Raw genomic sequence first — 17,964 nt, forward strand, 5'->3', positions numbered from 1 at the left:
GGTGGGAAGGGGCGCGCATGAACAAGGCGGCCAGCGTCGGTGCCAATGTCAGCGAAACCACGACCGAAATCAGAATGGTCGCGGTGGCCGTCAGCGCAAATTCCTTGAACAACCGCCCGACCACACCGCCCATGAACAACAGCGGAATAAACGCTGCTACCAGCGAGAAGCTGATGGACACCACGGTAAAGCCAATTTCGCCGGAGCCCTTGATCGCCGCTTCGCGCTTGCCCAGGCCGGCCTCCAGGTGCCGATGGATGTTCTCCACCACCACAATCGCATCGTCCACCACGAAGCCCACGGCGATCACGATAGCGACCAGGGTCAGGTTGTTCAGGCTGAACCCCATCACGTACATAAGGGCAAAACTGGCCACCAGCGAGACACCCAGCACCGCAGACACAATCAGTGTCGCCGACAGTTGGCGCAGGAACAACGCCATCACCGCCACCACCAGCAGGATGGCGATCAGCAGGGTCATTTCCACTTCATGCAGTGAAGCGCGGATGGTCTTGGTGCGGTCGGTCAACACGCTGACCTGCACCGAGGCCGGCAACATGCCTTGCAGGCGCGGCAGTTCGGCCTGGATGCGGTCAACGGTGTCGACGATGTTGGCGCCGGGCTGGCGCGAAATCACCAGGTTCACCCCTGGGGTATCGCCGGACCAGGCTTGTACGTAGGCGTTTTCCGAGCCGTTGATAACCTTGGCGATATCGCGCAGTTGAACCGGCGCACCGTCCTTGTAGGAAACGATCAGTTGGCCGTATTCCTCCGGGTGAAACAGCTGATCGTTGGTCGACAGGGTGGACACGCTGTTCTCGCCATAGATCGCGCCCTTGGCCAGGTTGAGGCTCGACTGCTGGATGGCCAGGCGTATGTCGGCGAGGGTCAGGCCGATGGCCGCGAGCTTTTCAGGGGCCGCTTGCACGCGGATCGCCGGGCGTTGCTGGCCGGTGATGTTGATCTGGCCGACGCCGTCGATCTGGCTGATCTGGCGCGCCAGCAGGGTTTCCACGTAGTCGCTCAGCTCGGTGCTGGGCATGCTGCTGGAACTGACGCTGAGGATCAGCACCGGGCTGTCCGCCGGGTTGACCTTCCTCCAGGTAGGCAAGCTCGGCATGTCGCTGGGCAGCTTGCCGGACGCGGTGTTGATCGCGGCCTGCACTTCCTGGGCGGCGGTATCGATGCTTTTTTCCAGGGTGAACTGCAGGGTCAAGAGGCTGGAGCCCAACGCGCTGCTGGAGGTCATCTGGGTCATGCCGGGGATGGCACTGAATTGCACCTCAAGAGGCGTGGCCACCGATGAGGCCATGGTGTCCGGGCTGGCGCCGGGCAGTTGCGCGGTGACCTGAATCGTCGGGAATTCCGCTTCCGGCAGTGGCGCGACGGCCAGGTTCGGGAAGGCAATGATCCCCAGCAGCACCAGGGCGAAAGTCAGCAGCAAGGTGGCGACCGGGTGATCAACGCACCAGGCCGAGGGCGACCGGCTGGCGCTCATGGTTGCACCTGGGCGTTGGCGGTGTGGATCACTTGCGGCGGCTCCTTGAGCACCGTCACCTGGGCGCCGGCCTTGAGCCGCGACTGCCCATCGCTGACCAGCACATCGCCGGCCTGCACGCCTTTGATGATATTGATGTCGCTGTTCTGGTAGGCGACCTGCACCGGCACCACCTCGGCTTTGTCAGCGCTTACGCGGTACACGAAATGTGAGTCCAGGCCGCGCTGCACCACGGTCGGCGGTACCACCAGGGCGTTCTTGTCGAGGGCCGTCTGGATCTTGATGGTCACCAATTGCCCCGGCCATAGCTTATGCGCCGGGTTGCTGAACTCGGCCTTGGCCCGCAGGGTGCCGGTGGTGGAGCTGATCTGGTTGTCGATCAGGCTCAGGTGGCCTTCGCCGAGCAGGTCGCCGGTCTGGCCATCGGTGTCGGCGCCCAGGTAGGCGTCGACGGTGGCCCGGGTGGCGGCGGCGATCAGGCCCTGCAAGGTTGGCAGCATCTGCTGTGGCAAGGAAAACTCAACGGCAATCGGGTCGAGCTGGGTGACGGTAAACAGCCCCAGGGTATCGCTCATGCGCAGGAAATTACCTTCGTCCACATTGCGGATGCCCACTCGGCCGCTGACCGGGGAGCGAATCTGGGTATAGGAAAGTTGTACCTGAGCCGCATCGATGGCCGCTTGATTACCTTGCGCCGTGGCCTTGAGCTGGTTGACCAGCGCCTGTTGCTGGTCGTAGGTCTGCTTCGACACACCGTCGTCGATGCTCAGCGCTTTGTAGCGCTTGAGGTTGACCAATGCTACTTGCAACTGCGCCTGGCTTTCACCGAGTTGCGCCCTGGCCTGGTCGAGGCTGGCGCGGATTGAGCGGTCATCGATGGTAGCCAGCAGGTCACCGGCCTCCACCGATTGGCCTTCCTTGACCAACAGTTGGGTGAGGATGCCGTCGATTTGCGGACGAATCACCACGCTGTGCAATGACAACACCGAGCCGATGCCGCTGACAAACCGAGGCACATCCTGTTGCGTCACGCTCACCACCCGCACAGGAATGGCGGTAGGCGCTGCCAGGCGGGTCTTGGCCGGCCGGGTTAACGCCCAGGCTGCAACGGCCAGTATCAGGAGAGCACCCAGCATCAGGGCCACGTTTCGTTTGATCTGCATAGGAGGACGCCGGCGGAAACTACAAGTTGGAGTTCGGAACGTCCTTTATAGCGCTGTTCCGCCGTCAGCACGGTGACGGCAAACTGACAGCCGTGACAGCTAGGCCATGTGAGCTTGTCGCTTGAAGTTACTGCTGGCAGCTCAGGCCCCGTATACTCGCGCTTTTACACCTATTAGCTGTGCCGGAGCCCTTATGACTTCCCCAACCCAACCCGCTGTCGACGCGGCCGACCTCGTCGATCCGGCTACCGCCGACGGCGTTGAAAAAGCCGAGATCCCGGCGTTCAAGTTCCCCTTCAAGCCGGGTGAGCTGGCCGGTGCCAAGAATGCCAGCCAGCCCTGGTACAAAGGCGGCGCCAAGAACGGGCATACCAAGACGCCAGGCATGGCGCCTCCGGGCACTCGCCGCTCGATGGGTAAACGCTGAGATTAAAGCGTTGCGTGCGTTATAGGCAGTTGCCTACATCGCCCGTGGACATTTCTGCTTGTAGGTCCGCGACCGATTCTTGAAAGCTTGCACAGCGTTTGCTTCGTCCCGATGACGCCCATCGGGACGTGGTGAGTCAGCTTTCCGGAAAAGGACATTCCCGTGGCCCTGATACACCTCTGTGCAGTGCTTGCTCTCTTGCTCTCGACGAGTGCCGTCGCCGCCGACGTTCAACCTCGGCGTGAAATCCGTTTCGCCGTTGCCGCGCATTTTCCGCCCTTTCAAAGCCGCAACGCCCAAGGGCAATTGGTGGGGCTGAATATCGAACTGGGCAATGCCCTGTGCGAGCAGCTCAACGTGCGCTGTACCTGGGTTGACCAGGTCGTGATGGAAAACTTCCCGGCCCTTGAAGCCAGACAGTTCGACGCGATCATGGGCATGGCGCCCACCTGCAGTCGGCGGCGACGGGTGAGTTTTACCGATGACCTCTACCCGATCACCACTCGGCTGGTGGCGCGTAAAACCTCGGGCCTGCGCCCTGATCGGCGCTCGCTCAGGGGCAAGCGTGTCGGGGTGCTGGTGCGCAGTAATCGCGAAGCCTTTGCCCTGTCGAAGTGGGCGCCGGCGGGAGTGATCATCAGGAGTTTCTGGCTCAACGACCAACTGGTGCAGGGTCTGGTTTCGGGCGATATCGACGCGACCCTGCAAGGCGCGGTGGAGATCCGTGAAGCCCTGCTCGACACGCCCCAGGGGCTGGACTTCGATTACATGGGGCCGCCTGTGTCGTCGGGCCTGCTGGGTAATAGCGTGGCGATTGCGGTGCGAAAAACCGATACGGCGTTGCGTAATGAGCTTAATCATGCGCTTGAGCAATTGATGCAGAATGGCGAGTACCAGCGCATTCTTCAGCCGTATCGGCTCGATGTATTGCCGCCCCATTCATGATCGCGAATGTGTGAGTGCCGCTCTGCACCCGTGAGGCGCCTATCTACCTGACACCCCGCAGTCCAAATGTGGGAGCTGGCTTGCCTGCGATGACGGCCTCCCAGTCGACACAGTTGGATTGTGTACATATCCATTCCTGCGGTAACGGCCACTTGGGGTTCCGCTCTGACAGCGGCTCACTTTTGAAAAGAGCCGGAATGCCGGCCCAGCCAAAAGTAAGCAAAAGGCTCTTGCCCCACCACTCGGCACCTCGCTCAGGCTCGGTGTGCCCGTAATTCGTCAGTGATTTGGGGGGCCGCCGCCACGCGCCATCCATGGCGCGGGGCGGCTAAACCGGCATCCCTGCCGGTTTACCCCCCAAATCACTGTCGAATTCCGGCCAGCGTGGTTTAACGGGGCGCTTGAGATCAAAAGCAGATCAAGAGCGGCTCGCTTCGCATCGTGGTTAGCGTTGGTTGCTGCGAACTACAGTTGTGTCGTTCCCTATGCCGCCATGAGGCCCCAGCGACCTAAGCCGCTCTCAGCGAGATAAACGCATAATTGGCCGGCACTTCTGTGGCAATTTGTGCCCCGGCATCCAGCACCTGTTCGGCGATGTCCATCCCGGACACATGAAACACCCATTCATTGGCCACCGCCGGCTGTTCAATCGCCAGTTCAATCGCCTGGGCAAACGCCTGCATGTCCGGCAAGTACGCGGTAAACCCGTCGCCCTTGAGGGCGGTCGTGCGGATGCCGAGCAACGCGCATACGGCTTCCTTGGTCTGTACGTCATCACGGTCGGCCTGGCGCGAACGGCGAATCAGTTCGGCCAGTTGCGCGTCCATCAATTCACCACCGACGATCAGCGCCGGGCCTTGTTCCCAGGATTCCGGCGGGCAGTCTTTGGCGCCTGGGTTCAGCGGGATATGCGGGTTTATTTCCATCGGGTAGATGCGGCACACCAGCGGGCGCCGTTCGTAGATGCGGCAGCGGTTGTCTTCGTCAAGATTCCGGCAGCGTCCGGCGTTGTAGGCGGCAAAGGTGATTGCCACAAATGCCTCGGTAGTGCCGCTGGGCACGATCACTGAACGGCGTTCGGCGTGTTCCCGTTGTTGCAAGGGCAGGCCCAGGCCGTTGCCGAGAAAGCCCTCGACCAGAACGATGACGTTACCGCCGTCCGCCGCCCAGCTGCGGGCTTCTTCGAGGGTCAGGGGCACGTGATGGTCGCTGCAGCATTTGCCGCAACCGACGCAGGAAAAGTGTGTGTTCATGGTGGATCTGTCACCAGGCAAGGTCAGAGGGCACGCTTGAGGGGTGACGGGTTTTTACCTCTATCGACCGCTCAGGGGCTCTGGAAGCAAGTTATGCGCCAGTGAGGGTCAGCCCTTGGATAGGATGTCGCGCAGCACAAACTCCATGCCCGCACTTTCATACAGTTGGCGGGCGCGCAGGTTGCTCTCCAGCACCTTGAGGTCCACATAGGGTTCGCCGCGCTGCTTGAACACCTGGAAGCTGTGCAGCAGCAAGGCGCGGCCCAGCCCTTGGCCTTGGGCACAGGGGTGGACGGCCAGGTTCTTGATAAAGGCGCTGGTCCAGCATTGCGCCACCGCGAGAATACCGCCGCGGTTACTGGCCACCAGGCACAGCGTCGGGTCGTACTCGGCATCGGTGACGAACTGCCGGCGCCACTCCTCCAGGTGGCCGACACGGCCGCCGCCCTGGTCCTGGGTCATGCGCAGCACGGCATGGATCGCCGGGGCCAGTTCATCGCGATAATGATCCAGCCGGGTATCCGCTGGCCACTGCGGGGCGGGCAGGCTGCCGGTGAGGTCGCGACGCAGGAGCTGGTAATACTCGGCCAAGGCTTACAGGCCCTTTTGCGCCACGGTTTGCGCGGCGATGACCAGGCACTTGGTCAACTCTGGGGATGAGAACTTGGTGAGTACCGAGTCGGCACCGGCCAGGCGTGCTTTTTCGCTGTTCATCGCGCTGTCCAACGAGGTGTGCAACAGCACGTAGAGGTCCTTGAAATCCGGGGTTTCGCGCAAGGTGCGGGTGAGGGCGTAGCCGTCCATCTCAGACATTTCGATGTCTGACACCACCACGTTGATCTGTTCAACCGTGCCTTGCAGCTCCAGCAACACGTCGATGGCTTCCTTGGCGCTGCGGGCGGTGTGGCAGGTCAGGCCGAGGTTGCGCAGGGTGTGTACCGATTGCTGCAAGGCCACCTGGCTGTCGTCCACCACCAGGATGCGGGCATTGCCCAGCACTTCGGCTTCTTCCATGGTCAGGTCGGTCGGCGCCGCTTCAACCGGTGCCGGGGCGATGCCATGGATGACTTTCTCGATATCCAGCACCTGCACCAGGCCACCTTCCACCTGGGTAACCCCGGTGATAAACGCCCGATTGCCGCCGGAGCCGTAGGGCGGCGGGCGGATATCGGTAGTCAGGCAATGCACGATTTTGCTCACCGCCTGCACATGCAGGCCCTGCTTGGAACGGCTGACATCGGTGACGATCAGGCAGCCGCCGTCCGGGTCTTGCAAGGGCATTTCACCCAGGGCGCGGCTCAAGTCGATCACCGACAACGAAGCGCCGCGCAAGGTGGCGATGCCTTTGACGTGCGGGTGAGACTCCGGCAGCCTGGTCAATGGCGGGCAGGGGATGATCTCGCTGACTTTCAACAGGTTGATGGCCATCAGCTTGCCGCTGCGCAAGGTAAAGAGCAGAAGCGAGAGTGAGTCTGCGCGGGCTTTGGTGGTGGACATAAAAACCTTCTGTGGATCAGGGATGACGATCTATAGAGAGTTATCGACTTGGCTGGCCGGGGCTTTAACCGGATTTTGTGTCGGCCACTGTTTATGTGCAAGCTGGCTTGCCTGCGATGGCCATAGGTATCTACACAACTGTGCAGTTCGCCGCAGCCACCGGTAACCACGATGCGAAGCGAGCCGCTCTTGATCTTGATCTGCTTTTGATCTCAGGCGCCCCGTTAAACCACGCTGGCGGATTACGGGCACACCGAGCCTAAGCGAGGTGCCGAGTGGTGGGGCAAGAGCCCTTTTGGTTACTTTTGGCTGGGCCGGCATTCCGGGCTCTTTTCCAAAAGTGACCCGCTGTCAGAGCGGAACCCTAAGCGGCCGTTACCGCAGCAATGGATATGTACACAATCCAACCGTGTTGACTGCCAGCCCGCCTTCGCGAGCAAGCCCGCTCCCACAGTTGGATCGTGGGGTGTCAGGTAGATAGGCGTCGGCTGGTAGGCCGTCATCGCAGGCAAGCCAGCTCCCACATTAATTCCAGTATCAGCCCTTCCAGACCTGCGGGTTCACCAGGTCCTGGGGGCGTTGACCCAGCAGCGCGCTGCGCAGGTTGTCCAACGCGCGGTTGGCCATGGCTTCGCGGGTTTCACCGGTGGCCGAACCAATATGCGGCAGGGTCACGGCATTGCTCAACTGGAACAGCGGCGATTCAGCCAGCGGTTCCTTTTCATACACATCCAGCCCGGCACCACGAATGCGTTGGGTTTGCAGGGCTTCGACCAGCGCCGGTTCATCCACCACCGGCCCACGGGAGATATTGATCAGGATCGCGCTGGGCTTCATCAACGCCAGCTCCCGTGTGCTGATCAGGTGACGGGTCTTGTCGCTCAACGGCACCACCAGGCAAACGAAATCCGCCTCGGCCAGCAGCTGATCCAGGCTGCAAAACTGCGCGCCCAGTTCTTGCTCCAGCGCGGTCTTGCGGCTGTTGCCGCTGTAAAGGATCGGCATATTGAAGCCCAGGCGCCCACGCCGGGCCACGGCTGCGCCAATATTGCCCATGCCGACAATGCCCAGGGTCTTGCCGTGCACATCGCAACCAAACAGCGGCGCGCCCACGCTGGCTTTCCATTGGCCGGCCTTGGTCCAGGCATCCAATTCGGCCACGCGCCGTGCGCTGCTCATCAGCAACGCAAAGGCCAGGTCGGCAGTGCTTTCGGTGAGTACATCGGGGGTGTTGGTGAGCATGATCCCGCGCTCGTTGAAGTACGGCACGTCGTAGTTGTCGTAGCCTACCGACACGCTGGACACCACCTCCAGCTTGCTCGCGCTTTCAAGCTGCTCGCGGCCCAGCTTGCGGCCCACGCCGATCAAACCATGGGCATGGGGCAGGGCTTCGTTGAACTGTGCGTTGACGTCACCCAGCTTGGGGTTGGGCGCGATTACCTCGAAATCCTGTTGCAGGCGTTCGATCATCGGTGGGGTGATACGGCTGAAGGCCAGGACAGTCTTTTTCATGGCAGGCGGGCTCATCGACTACGGAAGAATGCCAAGCACGCTAACATTCCCGCTAACAGTTTTGCAGGGTTTTAATCGCTCAAACTGCTGTTTCACTAGTTTGAATACCTGTCAACTGTGAAAGGTACGAGCTATTCGGTCAATGCGTGAGGTCTTATCCTCGTTTTTCAAGGCCGTTGTTAATGCCTTTGTTAAACAGGAGACCACCCTTATGAATATCAACGATGAGATAAAGCGAATCAGGCAGCTGTTAGCCGATGGTAAAACACGCAACGAGTCTGGCGAGGCTTTGCCGAAGGCACCCACGATCGAACTGATCGTCAATGGCGAGTTGCATGTAGATCGTGTGCCTGCGACCGGGCTGAAGGTTGGGGTGGATTACGACACGATGCAGGCGGATCAAAATTTCACTTTGTATCTGTTCAGCAATAAACCGTCGGATGGCGACTATAACGAGACCGTTACAGTGAAAGAGGTGAAGCCTTACATTGTTACCGTGCCCAAGGAAAATATTGAAAAATTGCATAAAAACGAGCTTGGTCTTTGTGTTTACTTCATCGACGACAAAGAAACCTCTGAGTGGACGACCTTTACCGTCAAGTGATGCTTCCTATCAAGGCATGCGGTGACCTGTTCAAAAAGTCACCGCATACGTGGCTCAATTACTCAAGCGAGCACCACCCAAACCACCGCTCAACTCATATGCCACCAACTCCGCCTGGTGCGCCGCCAGAATCTCCGGCAACGAACCGCGCAGGTATTCCACCCACGTCTTGATCTTCGCATCCAGGTATTGGCGCGAGGGGTAGATGGCGTACAGGTTCAGCTCCTGGGAGCGGTAGGTCGGCATCACCCGTACCAGTGTGCCGTTGCGCAGCCCTTCGATGGCGGCGTACACCGGCAGCAGGCCGACGCCCATGCCGCTGGTGATCGCGGTTTTCATTGCGTCGGCCGAGTTCACCAGGAACGGCGAGCTGTTGATCGCCACGCTTTCCTGGCCTTCAGGGCCGTTGAAGGTCCATTTGTCCAGCTGGACCACCGGGCTGACCAGGCGCAGGCACGCGTGGTTGAGCAAGTCCTGGGGGCGTTGCGCGCAGCCCTTGGCCTTGACGTAGTCCGGCGAGGCGCAGGCGATGCTATAGGTGATGCCCAGGCGCTGGGACACGAAACCTGAGTCTGGCAGTTCGCTGGCCAGCACGATGGACACGTCGTAGCCCTCGTCGAGCAGGTCCGGCACGCGGTTGGCCAGGGTCAGGTCGAAGGTCACGTCGGGATGGGTGCGGCGGTAGCGGGCAATCGCATCAATGACGAAATGCTGGCCGATGCCGGTCATGGTGTGCACTTTCAACTGCCCGGCCGGGCGCGCGTGGGCGTCGCTGGCTTCGGCCTCGGCTTCCTCGACGTAGGCGAGGATCTGCTCGCAGCGCAGCAAATAGCGTTTGCCGGCTTCGGTCAGCGCGATGCGCCGGGTGGTGCGGTTGAGCAAGCGGGTTTGCAGGTGGGCCTCAAGGTTGGAGACCGCGCGCGAGACGTTGGCCGTGGTGGTGTCCAGTTGCACGGCGGCGGCGGTGAAGCTGCCGGCTTCGGCCACACAACTGAAGGCGCGCATGTTTTGCAAAGTGTCCATGGAGTGTTCTCAAGGGAGATAGCAAATTGTGACAGAAAGTTACGCTTTGAGTGATCCCTACCAACGGATTATCGCCTGAACGGTAACAAAGATTCACAGGAATACCAGCTTATCGTCCTCCCTGGCGCCGCCTAGAATTGCGCCACCTCTTGCGCAACACCCTCTCAGGAATTCGCTTGCCGTGCCGCGTCGCATCAGCAGAGAGCTGAAGACTCTCAGTGTTTGGGCTTTAACGTCAGTCATCAGCGGTTGCATCGGAACCGGAGGAATCGCCCCCCAAGGCCAGGCGATCAACGCCAATACCCTGGCCACCGATGTCGCGATCCAGAGCGCCGCCCGCGACGCCCACTGGCCCACCGCCCAATGGTGGCAGGCCTACGGCGACCCGCAGCTCAACCGTTGGGTCGAGCTCGCCACCCATAACAGCCCCAGCCTGGCCGTGGCCGCCGCCCGTGTGCGCCAAGCCCGGGCGCTGGCCGGGGTGGCCGAGTCGGCCGAGTCGCTGCAGATCAACAGCGACACCACCCTCAAGCGCCACAACTGGCCGAAGGATCAGTTCTACGGCCCCGGCGAATTGAGCGGCGCCAACACCTGGGACAACAATTCGTCCCTGGGCCTGAGCTACGCCCTCGACCTGTGGGGCCGGGAAAGCAACACGACCGAACGCGCCGTCGACCTGGCGCACATGAGTGCCGCCGAAGCGCGCCTGGCCCAGCTCGAACTGCAAAACAACGTAGTGCGCGCCTATATCCAGCTGTCGTTGCAGTACGCCAACCGTGACATCGCGGCCGCTACCCTGGCCCAGCAACAGCAGATCCTGGACCTGGCCAACAAACGCCTGGCCGCCGGGATCGGCACTCACTTTGACGTCAGCCAGGCCGAAACTCCGCTGCCGGAGACCCATCGCCAACGGGATGCCCTGGACGAGGAAATCGCCCTGAGCCGCAACCAATTGGCGGCGTTGGCCGGCAAAGGCCCGGGGGAGGGCGCGCAGTTGCAGCGCCCGACCCTGGCCCTCGCCGCGCCGTTGAAATTACCCTCCAGCCTGCCCGCGCAGTTGCTCGGCCAACGCCCGGACGTGGTTGCCAGTCGCTGGCAGGTTGCGGCCCAGGCACGGGGCATCGATGTAGCCCACGCCGGGTTCTACCCCAACGTCGACCTGGTCGGCAGCCTCGGCTACATGGCCACTGGCGGCGGCATGCTGGAATTTCTGGCCGGCAAGAAATTCAACTACAACGTCGGCCCGGCGATTACCTTGCCGATCTTCGATGGCGGCCGTCTGCGTGCGCAATTGGGTGAAGCCAGTGCCGGCTATGACATCGCGGTGGCCCAGTACAACCAGACCCTGGTCAATGCGCTCAAGGGCATCAGCGACCAGTTGATCCGTCGCGAGTCCATGGACAAGCAATCGGCCTTCGCCGCGCAGTCAGTGGCCTCGGCGCAGAAAACCTACGACATCGCCATGATCGCCTATCAGCGTGGCCTCACTGACTACCTCAACGTGCTCAACGCCCAAACCTTGTTGTTTCGCCAGCAGCAGATCGAACAACAGGTGCAGGCGGCGCGCTTGAGCGCCCATGCGGAATTGGTGACCGCCCTGGGCGGCGGCGTCGGTGCGGGAGACGATGTGCCCACCGATGCCAAGACACGCCCAAGCAAGACCCCGGCGGCGCTCGCCGTGTTTGATCACTGAGTAGGCCTTAATGACTCCCTTGCCTGCACCGCTGCGCTGGCTGCATTCCCTTGAGTGGCGCCGTGGTTTCTTCGACTGGGCACGCAGCGATGGCGTGACCTGGGTGTATATCTTCAAAGTGCTGGTCGCCGCATTCCTGACGCTGTGGCTGGCCATGCGCCTGGAACTGCCGCAACCGCGCACGGCGATGATCACCGTATTTATCGTGATGCAGCCCCAGAGCGGCCAGGTGTTCGCCAAGAGTTTCTACCGTTTCCTCGGGACTTTGGCAGGCTCGGCGGTGATGGTGCTGTTGATCGCCTTGTTTGCGCAGAACACCGAACTGTTCCTCGGTGCGCTGGCGATCTGGGTGGGCATTTGCACCGCTGGCGCCACACGCAATCGCAACTTTCGCGCCTATGGGTTTGTGCTCGCCGGCTACACCGCGGCGATGGTCGGCCTGCCGGCCCTGGCCCACCCGGACGGCGCCTTCATGGCGGCGGTGTGGCGGGTGTTGGAAATTTCCCTGGGGATACTGTGCTCGACACTGGTCAGCGCCGCCATCCTGCCGCAGACCTCCAGCGCCGCCATGCGCAACGCGTTGTACCAGCGCTTTGGTGTGTTCGCGCTGTTTGTGACGGACGGCCTGCGCGGGCGCAGCCAGCGCGAAGGCTTCGAGGCCAGCAACGTGCGCTTTATTGCCGAAGCCGTGGGCCTGGAAGGCTTGCGCAGCGTCACCGTGTTCGAAGACCCGCACATGCGTCGACGCAATGGGCGGCTCAGTCGCCTCAACAGCGAATTCATGAGCATCACCACCCGCTTCAACGCCTTGCACCAGTTGCTGGAACGCTTGCGCGCCGATGAGGCCGACCATGTGGTGGCAGCGATCAAACCCGGCCTGCAAGACCTGGCCGAAGTGCTCGACAGCTTCTCTGGCCGCGCCCTCACCAGCCCCGATGCCGCGCGCCTGGTCAACCAACTGAGCGCCTACAAGGATGGCCTGCCCGCCAAGGTGCGCAGCCTGCGGGCGAGCTTTCAGGAGGACAACCCGACGGACGCCGAGCAGTTGGATTTCCACACCGCCTACGAGCTGCTGTATCGCTTCGTCGACGACCTGCACAACTACGCGCAAACCCACGCGTCCCTGGCCGAGCATCGCCATGCGCGGGAGGATTGGCACGAAGCCTACACACCAAAAACCAACTGGTTGGCCTGCGCCGCGGCCGGTGTACGGGCCTCGTTTATCCTGGTTGTGCTGGGCAGTTACTGGGTGGCCACGGCCTGGCCCAGCGGCGCCACCATGACCCTGATCGCGGCGGCCACGGTGGGCTTGTCCGCCGCCACGCCCAACCCCAAGCGCATGGCGTTCCAGATGGCCTGCGGCACCTTGATCGGCGCCTTGGTCGGCTTTGTCGAAATGTTCTTCGTGTTCCCCTGGATCGATGGCTTCCCGTTGCTGTGCGTGATGCTTGCGCCGGTGATCATCTTTGGTGCCTTTCTGTCTTCACGCCCGCGATATGCCGGTGTGGGCGTAGGCCTGCTGATCTTCTTCAGTACCGGTTCGGTGCCGGACAACCTCACGGTCTACAACCCCTACACCTTTATCAACGACTACATCGCCATGGTCATCGGCATGCTGGTGTGCGCGGCGGCGGGGGCGATCATTCTGCCGCCCAATAGCCGCTGGTTGTGGCGCCGCCTGGAACAAGACCTGCGTGAGCAAGTGGTGTATGCCATCAGCGGCAAGCTCAAGGGCCTGGCGTCGAGCTTTGAAAGCCGCACCCGCGACCTGCTGCACCAGGCGTATGGCCTCGCGGCCGGCCAGCCGCAGGTGCAGCGCGATTTGCTGCGCTGGATGTTCGTGGTGCTGGAGGTCGGCCACGCGATCATCGAGCTGCGCAAGGAGCAGGCGATTTTGCCGGTGCACCCGGCGTATGCCGAGTCCCAGCCGTGGCGCCAGGCGATCCGCGTGATGGGGCGCTCGCTGGTGCGGCTGTTCCTGCAACCCAGCGCCAGCAACCTGGAGCGCGGGTTGATTGCCGTCGACCATGCGATCAGCCGCGTGCAGGCCACCGACGAACCCTTCGCCCCGCACTTCGACACCTCGGCCCTGCGCCGGGTGAAGAGCTACCTGCACTTTATTCGCACCTCGTTGCTGGACCCGCAATCGCCTCTGGCCGCCCTCAAAGGAGCCCCGAATGCCTCGTGAAATTGCATTCCACGGCATCTATATGCCGACCATGACCCTGATGTTCCTGATCGCCGCGGGGCTGGCCTGGGCGGTTGACCGCTTCCTGGCCGGGTTCGACCTGTATCGGTTTTTCTGGCACCCGGCGCTGCTGCGCCTGAGCCTGTTCGCTTGCCTGTTCGGCGCCCTGGCGCTGAGCGTCTACCGTTGAGAATGCCCCGATGAAAAAGTTCTTCAGCCTGCTCGCCACCTTGCTGGTTCTGGCGTTGGCGATCTGGATTGGCCGCACGTTGTGGGTGCACTACATGCAAACGCCGTGGACCCGCGATGGCCGGGTGCGCGCCGACATTATCAATGTGGCGGCTGACGTCACCGGTGAAGTGGTGGACGTGCCGGTACGTGATAACCAGTTGGTGAAAAAAGGCGACCTGCTGATGCAGATCGACCCCGAGCACTACCGCATTGCCGTCAAGCAAGCGCAATCGTTGGTGGCCTCACGCAAGGCCACCTGGGAAATGCGCAAGGTCAACGCTCACCGCCGTGCCGACCTGGACGCCCTGGTGATCTCCAAGGAGAACCGCGACGACGCCAGCAACATCGCCGACTCGGCCCTGGCCGATTATCAGCACGCCCTGGCGCAACTGGAGGCCGCCGAACTCAACTTGAAACGTACGCGAGTGCTGGCGGCGGTGGACGGCTACGTCACCAACCTCAATGTGCATCGCGGCGACTATGCGCGTATTGGCGAGGCGAAGATGGCTGTGGTGGATATGAATTCGTTCTGGGTCTACGGCTTCTTTGAAGAAACCAAACTGCCCCATGTGAAGGTGGGTGACACAGCCGATATGCAGTTGATGAGCGGCGAGACCTTGAAGGGCCATGTGGAAAGCATCTCGCGCGGCATTTACGACCGCGATAACCCCGAGAGCCGAGAACTGATCGCCGATGTAAACCCGACCTTCAACTGGGTGCGGTTGGCCCAGCGTGTGCCGGTGCGGATTCACATTGATGAAGTGCCGGAAGGCGTGCTGTTGGCGGCCGGGATTACCTGCACGGTGATTGTAAAATCGGCGCCAAACTGAACAGTGGGACTAAGGGAATGGCGCATTTGCCCTGATTTTGCGCCGACGCTTTACCCTCAACATGCTGGTGTATCGGCGATGACTCTTCGAATTTAGGATCAGGATGTAGAGCAGGGATGTGATCAGAGGGGATAAGTTGAGCAGTGTCGCTGGGTGACTAGCTAGGTAGCTTATCGCGAGCAGGATATTCACGATGGCGATAGGTATGAGTATTCGAGGCGCATGCCTGAATCCTTCACACAACATCACTTGGCCTACAAAAAAAATCAGACAAAGTGCCATACCGGTTCCGAACGAAAACTCAGTCGGTAGATGATTGGCTTTTGCGTAGTACGACAGGCTGAGCGCCATGTTTATAGCAATATTGTTCAGGCCAAGCAGCAGAGCGCTACCGAATGACGGTAAGAATCGATAGGCGTAACGGCGCCAAATTCGATATTCACGGAAGGGATCGACGCTATAAGTCATATTCTGAGAGTTCTTCATACAGGGCGATGATTATGTGGTTGATGTTTCCGAAAAAGGTGCTGCTACCAATGGCCAAAGTAGCTCCCACTTGGTCTTTTATTTGAGTGAGAATGCCCAAACGCAATTGGGGGTTGGTGTAGCGTTTGGGTAATTGTCCGGACAGTTGTTTGAGGCGAATTATTTCGCGAGGATGGCGAGGGTTCTGCAATCGTAGAACTTCGGCTGTTAACTTTGCACGCTCTTGGCGGCTCATGTGTCTCAATATGTCTGTCAGATTACGCCCGGTCGAACGTTTGATGGCCATTACTGTTCTTACTGTAGCGAACGTGGTTGTACCTGCGCCGACCAATGAAATTGTATCCAAGACAACGGTCATTGCTTGGTACCAGCTTAGGCTGTCGTAATAGTCATTCTTTGCGGGGTTGATTAATTCGTTGGTGGTTCTCCAGGAACTATTTGCACACTGCAAGGCGCTGGCAGCCGTAGCGCTGTAAGCAATGTAGGTCACGGTCAGACTGGTCCCCCCACTGAATGGCGCTGCCGCGATTCCCGTTTTCGCAATGATGAAGCCAACCACTGCCCCTGCGCAGGAAGTCGCCAGCCCCGATGCTTCCCGCCATAGCTGAGATTCACGAGGCGAATTCGCCGTCAACTCTGCATAGTCATCGGCAGTCATCACTGGCTCCGCTATCTCCCGCAGAATCACCCGCTTGGGTCTGATACTGCACAGCGGTACAAACTCACGCAGCACCGTCACCTGATAATCACTGCCGATATGCACTACGCCGGCGCCGACGATGGCCGGGTCAGCGTCAATGGTTCGATAGAGTTTGGGCAGGTCCAGCAGACTGATTAGCCGCTGGCGAGTCGTGGTGTGCGCATCCGGCACACCGCTTCTCAGGAAATGGCTGGGCATCCTTTCACCTGTGCTTAAGCAGAGGTGAAAGAGCCTGGGGATAGCTTCCTTGGAATGATGTCAGGCCGTTCGCTGTTTTTTGTAGGAAGCGGCTGGGCGGTTATCTCATGGCGCTACAAAAGTCTCGTGCAAGTGGCGCCACAACAGCGCACCACTGGCCTGCTTTTCGAATACCACGGTAGCGCGGCGGTCGGTCTGGGTGCCGCTGTCGTCAATCTGATGCTCGCGATACGTGACCGTGGCACCGCGTGCGTGGCGGTCGATACCGGTCATTTCACTCAGGGTGATTTTCAGCCCTGGACGCATCCCGCCCAGGCGGGTGAATAGTGCAATGACACCCGCCGTATTCACTCGTGTGCCAGTCGCAGGGGCGATCATGCTGAACTCGGGTGAGAAGCGCGCGAGCAAACTCTCCAACGTCCCGGGAGGCGCAACCCCAGCAAACCATTGCTCGATCTCGACGTGGGTGTGGATCACTTCTTCAAAAAAATCACTGTAGTCAATCATGGTCAGGCTCGCTGGAGGGGTGAAGCAGTGCGCGTACCCTGGAGGTATCCAGGCGCAGCACGGCGAAAAGTGGCAACAGCGTCAAGGCTGCCGCCATCGTGAGGGTTATGGCAAAGGAATCCAAGGCCGACAGCATTGCGCTGAGCACGGCGGCGCCGACGCAGAAGCTCACTTGGCGGTTGATATTCCACAGGGCGCTGGCATGGCCCATGCGCTCGGCGGGGATGTCGAGAAAGGCCAGGGTTTGCGCGGTGCTGCTGCACAGGCTGCCGCCCAGGCCCATCAGCGCGTAGGCCGCAATGATCAGGGCGGGTTCGTTGAGCAACAGGATGCCAGCACCTTGCAGCGCCATGCCCGCCAGCAGCAAGGGTTTGGGGCCGTAGCGATTGAAGCGTTTCTTGCTCAGGTAGATTGCCACTGCCGAGGCCAGCGCCCAGGGCAGCATCAGCGCGCCGGTCTGGGTGGCGTCATAGCCCAGGCTGCGCACATAAAGGATGGCGATCAGGCTGGTGCCGATAAACACGCCGGGGACACACAGGTACACCAGCATCGCCACGCGCAGCATCGGGCTGGCGACTTGTTTGAACACAGCGCCCAAGTCCAAGGGCGGACGCACGCTCGCAGGCGCGTCGGGCTTTATCCACAGCAAGGCCAGCAGCAGGGTGATCATGGCCAGGGGCAGGTTGGTGTAGAAAATCCAGCGCCATGAAACACTGTCGACAATCACCCCACCCAACGCTGGCGATAGCGCCGGCACCAGCAACGCCACCGACATCACTCGCGCCGTCAACTGGCTGCGCTCGGCGGCGGGAAAGTGACGGTACGCCATGGCTTGCCCCACGGGAATCAGCAAGCCGCCGCCAAGCCCTTGCACTGCGCGCCAGCCAATCAACGCCTCGATGGACCCGGCCTGGCCCACCATCACTGAGGCACCGGCGAACAGCAGCAGGCTGGTGGCGATCAGCGTGCGTTCGCCCATCATCGCCGCCAACCACACACTCAAGGGAATGATCAGGGTCAGCCCGAGCATGTAGGCGTTGCTGATCCACGCCAGTTGCGTGACCGAGGCGTGCAGCTCGCGGGCGATGTCCGGGTAGGCGACGGTGGCGACAAACATGTTTACCAGGTCCAGGGCAAAACCCAATAAAAAGATCCAGGCGACTTTTGAACGGTAGGTCATGAACGCGATCCTGCGAGTGAGGCCGGCAG

The 17,964-nt window shown here is 61.0% G+C and carries 17 protein-coding genes; 7 read left to right on the forward strand and 10 right to left on the reverse strand.

Annotated features, from left to right (window positions below):
* Together GIW04_RS06645 and GIW04_RS06650 are read right to left on the reverse strand one after the other, a co-directional pair.
* Positions 1 to 1,498: efflux RND transporter permease subunit (locus GIW04_RS06645; RefSeq protein ID WP_236478949.1), on the reverse strand; the 1,498-nt coding region annotated here is incomplete at its 3' end.
* Entirely contained in the window at positions 1,495 to 2,661 is a 1,167-nt protein-coding gene (locus tag GIW04_RS06650; RefSeq protein ID WP_120248674.1) for an efflux RND transporter periplasmic adaptor subunit, read from the reverse strand. The genes GIW04_RS06650 and GIW04_RS06645, both read right to left, overlap by 4 nt.
* A gap of 193 nt (positions 2,662 to 2,854) precedes the next feature.
* Between GIW04_RS06650 and GIW04_RS06655 the strand changes: the two genes are divergently transcribed.
* Positions 2,855 to 3,088, forward strand: a complete 234-nt coding sequence (locus GIW04_RS06655; RefSeq protein ID WP_003188695.1) for a hypothetical protein — start codon at positions 2,855 to 2,857, stop codon at positions 3,086 to 3,088.
* A 162-nt stretch (positions 3,089 to 3,250) separates the two neighbouring features.
* The gene (locus GIW04_RS06660) at positions 3,251 to 4,033 is read left to right on the forward strand and encodes a transporter substrate-binding domain-containing protein (RefSeq protein WP_003188697.1); all 783 of its coding nucleotides are present in this window, start codon (positions 3,251 to 3,253) and stop codon (positions 4,031 to 4,033) included.
* 509 nt (positions 4,034 to 4,542) lie between these two features.
* Here GIW04_RS06660 and GIW04_RS06665 read toward each other — a convergent pair.
* From GIW04_RS06665 to GIW04_RS06680, 4 genes are all read right to left on the reverse strand, one after another.
* Positions 4,543 to 5,286 (reverse strand): YkgJ family cysteine cluster protein, encoded by a 744-nt coding sequence (locus GIW04_RS06665; protein ID WP_003188699.1) that lies wholly within the window; start codon positions 5,284 to 5,286, stop codon positions 4,543 to 4,545.
* A gap of 108 nt (positions 5,287 to 5,394) precedes the next feature.
* Entirely contained in the window at positions 5,395 to 5,877 is a 483-nt protein-coding gene (locus GIW04_RS06670; RefSeq protein WP_003188701.1) for a GNAT family N-acetyltransferase, read from the reverse strand.
* A gap of 3 nt (positions 5,878 to 5,880) precedes the next feature.
* Positions 5,881 to 6,783: a chemotaxis protein CheV gene (locus GIW04_RS06675; protein WP_003188703.1), complete on the reverse strand. Its 903-nt coding sequence runs from the start codon at positions 6,781 to 6,783 to the stop codon at positions 5,881 to 5,883.
* Positions 6,784 to 7,320: 537 nt separating this feature from the next.
* On the reverse strand, positions 7,321 to 8,295 hold the full coding sequence (locus GIW04_RS06680; RefSeq protein WP_034134548.1) for a 2-hydroxyacid dehydrogenase: 975 nt from the start codon (positions 8,293 to 8,295) through the stop codon (positions 7,321 to 7,323).
* A gap of 211 nt (positions 8,296 to 8,506) precedes the next feature.
* Here GIW04_RS06680 and GIW04_RS06685 point away from each other — a divergent pair, with 211 nt between their 5' ends.
* A complete protein-coding gene (locus GIW04_RS06685; RefSeq protein ID WP_147412277.1) occupies positions 8,507 to 8,899 on the forward strand; it encodes a hypothetical protein in 393 nt (130 codons plus the stop codon).
* A 54-nt stretch (positions 8,900 to 8,953) separates the two neighbouring features.
* On the opposite strand, the gene GIW04_RS06690 is transcribed toward GIW04_RS06685, so the two are convergent.
* Positions 8,954 to 9,922, reverse strand: coding sequence for a LysR family transcriptional regulator (locus GIW04_RS06690; RefSeq protein ID WP_034134550.1), 969 nt, complete (start codon positions 9,920 to 9,922; stop codon positions 8,954 to 8,956).
* Between the two features lie 181 nt (positions 9,923 to 10,103).
* Between GIW04_RS06690 and GIW04_RS06695 the strand changes: the two genes are divergently transcribed.
* The 4 genes from GIW04_RS06695 to GIW04_RS06710 are packed head-to-tail and all read left to right on the forward strand — an operon-like array spanning position 10,104 to position 14,864.
* Positions 10,104 to 11,615, forward strand: coding sequence for an efflux transporter outer membrane subunit (locus GIW04_RS06695; RefSeq protein WP_120248676.1), 1,512 nt, complete (start codon positions 10,104 to 10,106; stop codon positions 11,613 to 11,615).
* A 10-nt stretch (positions 11,616 to 11,625) separates the two neighbouring features.
* Positions 11,626 to 13,803, forward strand: coding sequence for an FUSC family protein (locus GIW04_RS06700; RefSeq protein WP_120248677.1), 2,178 nt, complete (start codon positions 11,626 to 11,628; stop codon positions 13,801 to 13,803).
* Complete coding sequence (locus tag GIW04_RS06705) at positions 13,793 to 13,993, forward strand: DUF1656 domain-containing protein (RefSeq protein WP_003188711.1); 201 nt, start codon at positions 13,793 to 13,795, stop codon at positions 13,991 to 13,993. The genes GIW04_RS06700 and GIW04_RS06705 overlap by 11 nt, the downstream gene beginning before the upstream one ends.
* Positions 13,994 to 14,003: 10 nt before the next feature.
* Entirely contained in the window at positions 14,004 to 14,864 is an 861-nt protein-coding gene (locus GIW04_RS06710; protein WP_034134553.1) for an efflux RND transporter periplasmic adaptor subunit, read from the forward strand.
* 457 nt (positions 14,865 to 15,321) lie between these two features.
* Here the strand turns inward: GIW04_RS06710 and GIW04_RS06715 are convergent, their stop codons facing one another.
* From GIW04_RS06715 to GIW04_RS06725, 3 genes are all read right to left on the reverse strand, one after another.
* Positions 15,322 to 16,248: an NAD synthetase gene (locus GIW04_RS06715; RefSeq protein WP_120248678.1), complete on the reverse strand. Its 927-nt coding sequence runs from the start codon at positions 16,246 to 16,248 to the stop codon at positions 15,322 to 15,324.
* A gap of 105 nt (positions 16,249 to 16,353) precedes the next feature.
* On the reverse strand, positions 16,354 to 16,755 hold the full coding sequence (locus GIW04_RS06720) for a hypothetical protein (RefSeq protein WP_034134554.1): 402 nt from the start codon (positions 16,753 to 16,755) through the stop codon (positions 16,354 to 16,356).
* Entirely contained in the window at positions 16,748 to 17,935 is a 1,188-nt protein-coding gene (locus GIW04_RS06725; protein ID WP_120248679.1) for an MFS transporter, read from the reverse strand. The genes GIW04_RS06720 and GIW04_RS06725 overlap by 8 nt, the downstream gene beginning before the upstream one ends.
* Positions 17,936 to 17,964: the final 29 nt, after the last annotated feature.

It is taken from the genome of Pseudomonas sp. PA-4-8C (genome assembly GCF_021606625.1).
Lineage (GTDB): Bacteria > Pseudomonadota > Gammaproteobacteria > Pseudomonadales > Pseudomonadaceae > Aquipseudomonas > Aquipseudomonas lactis.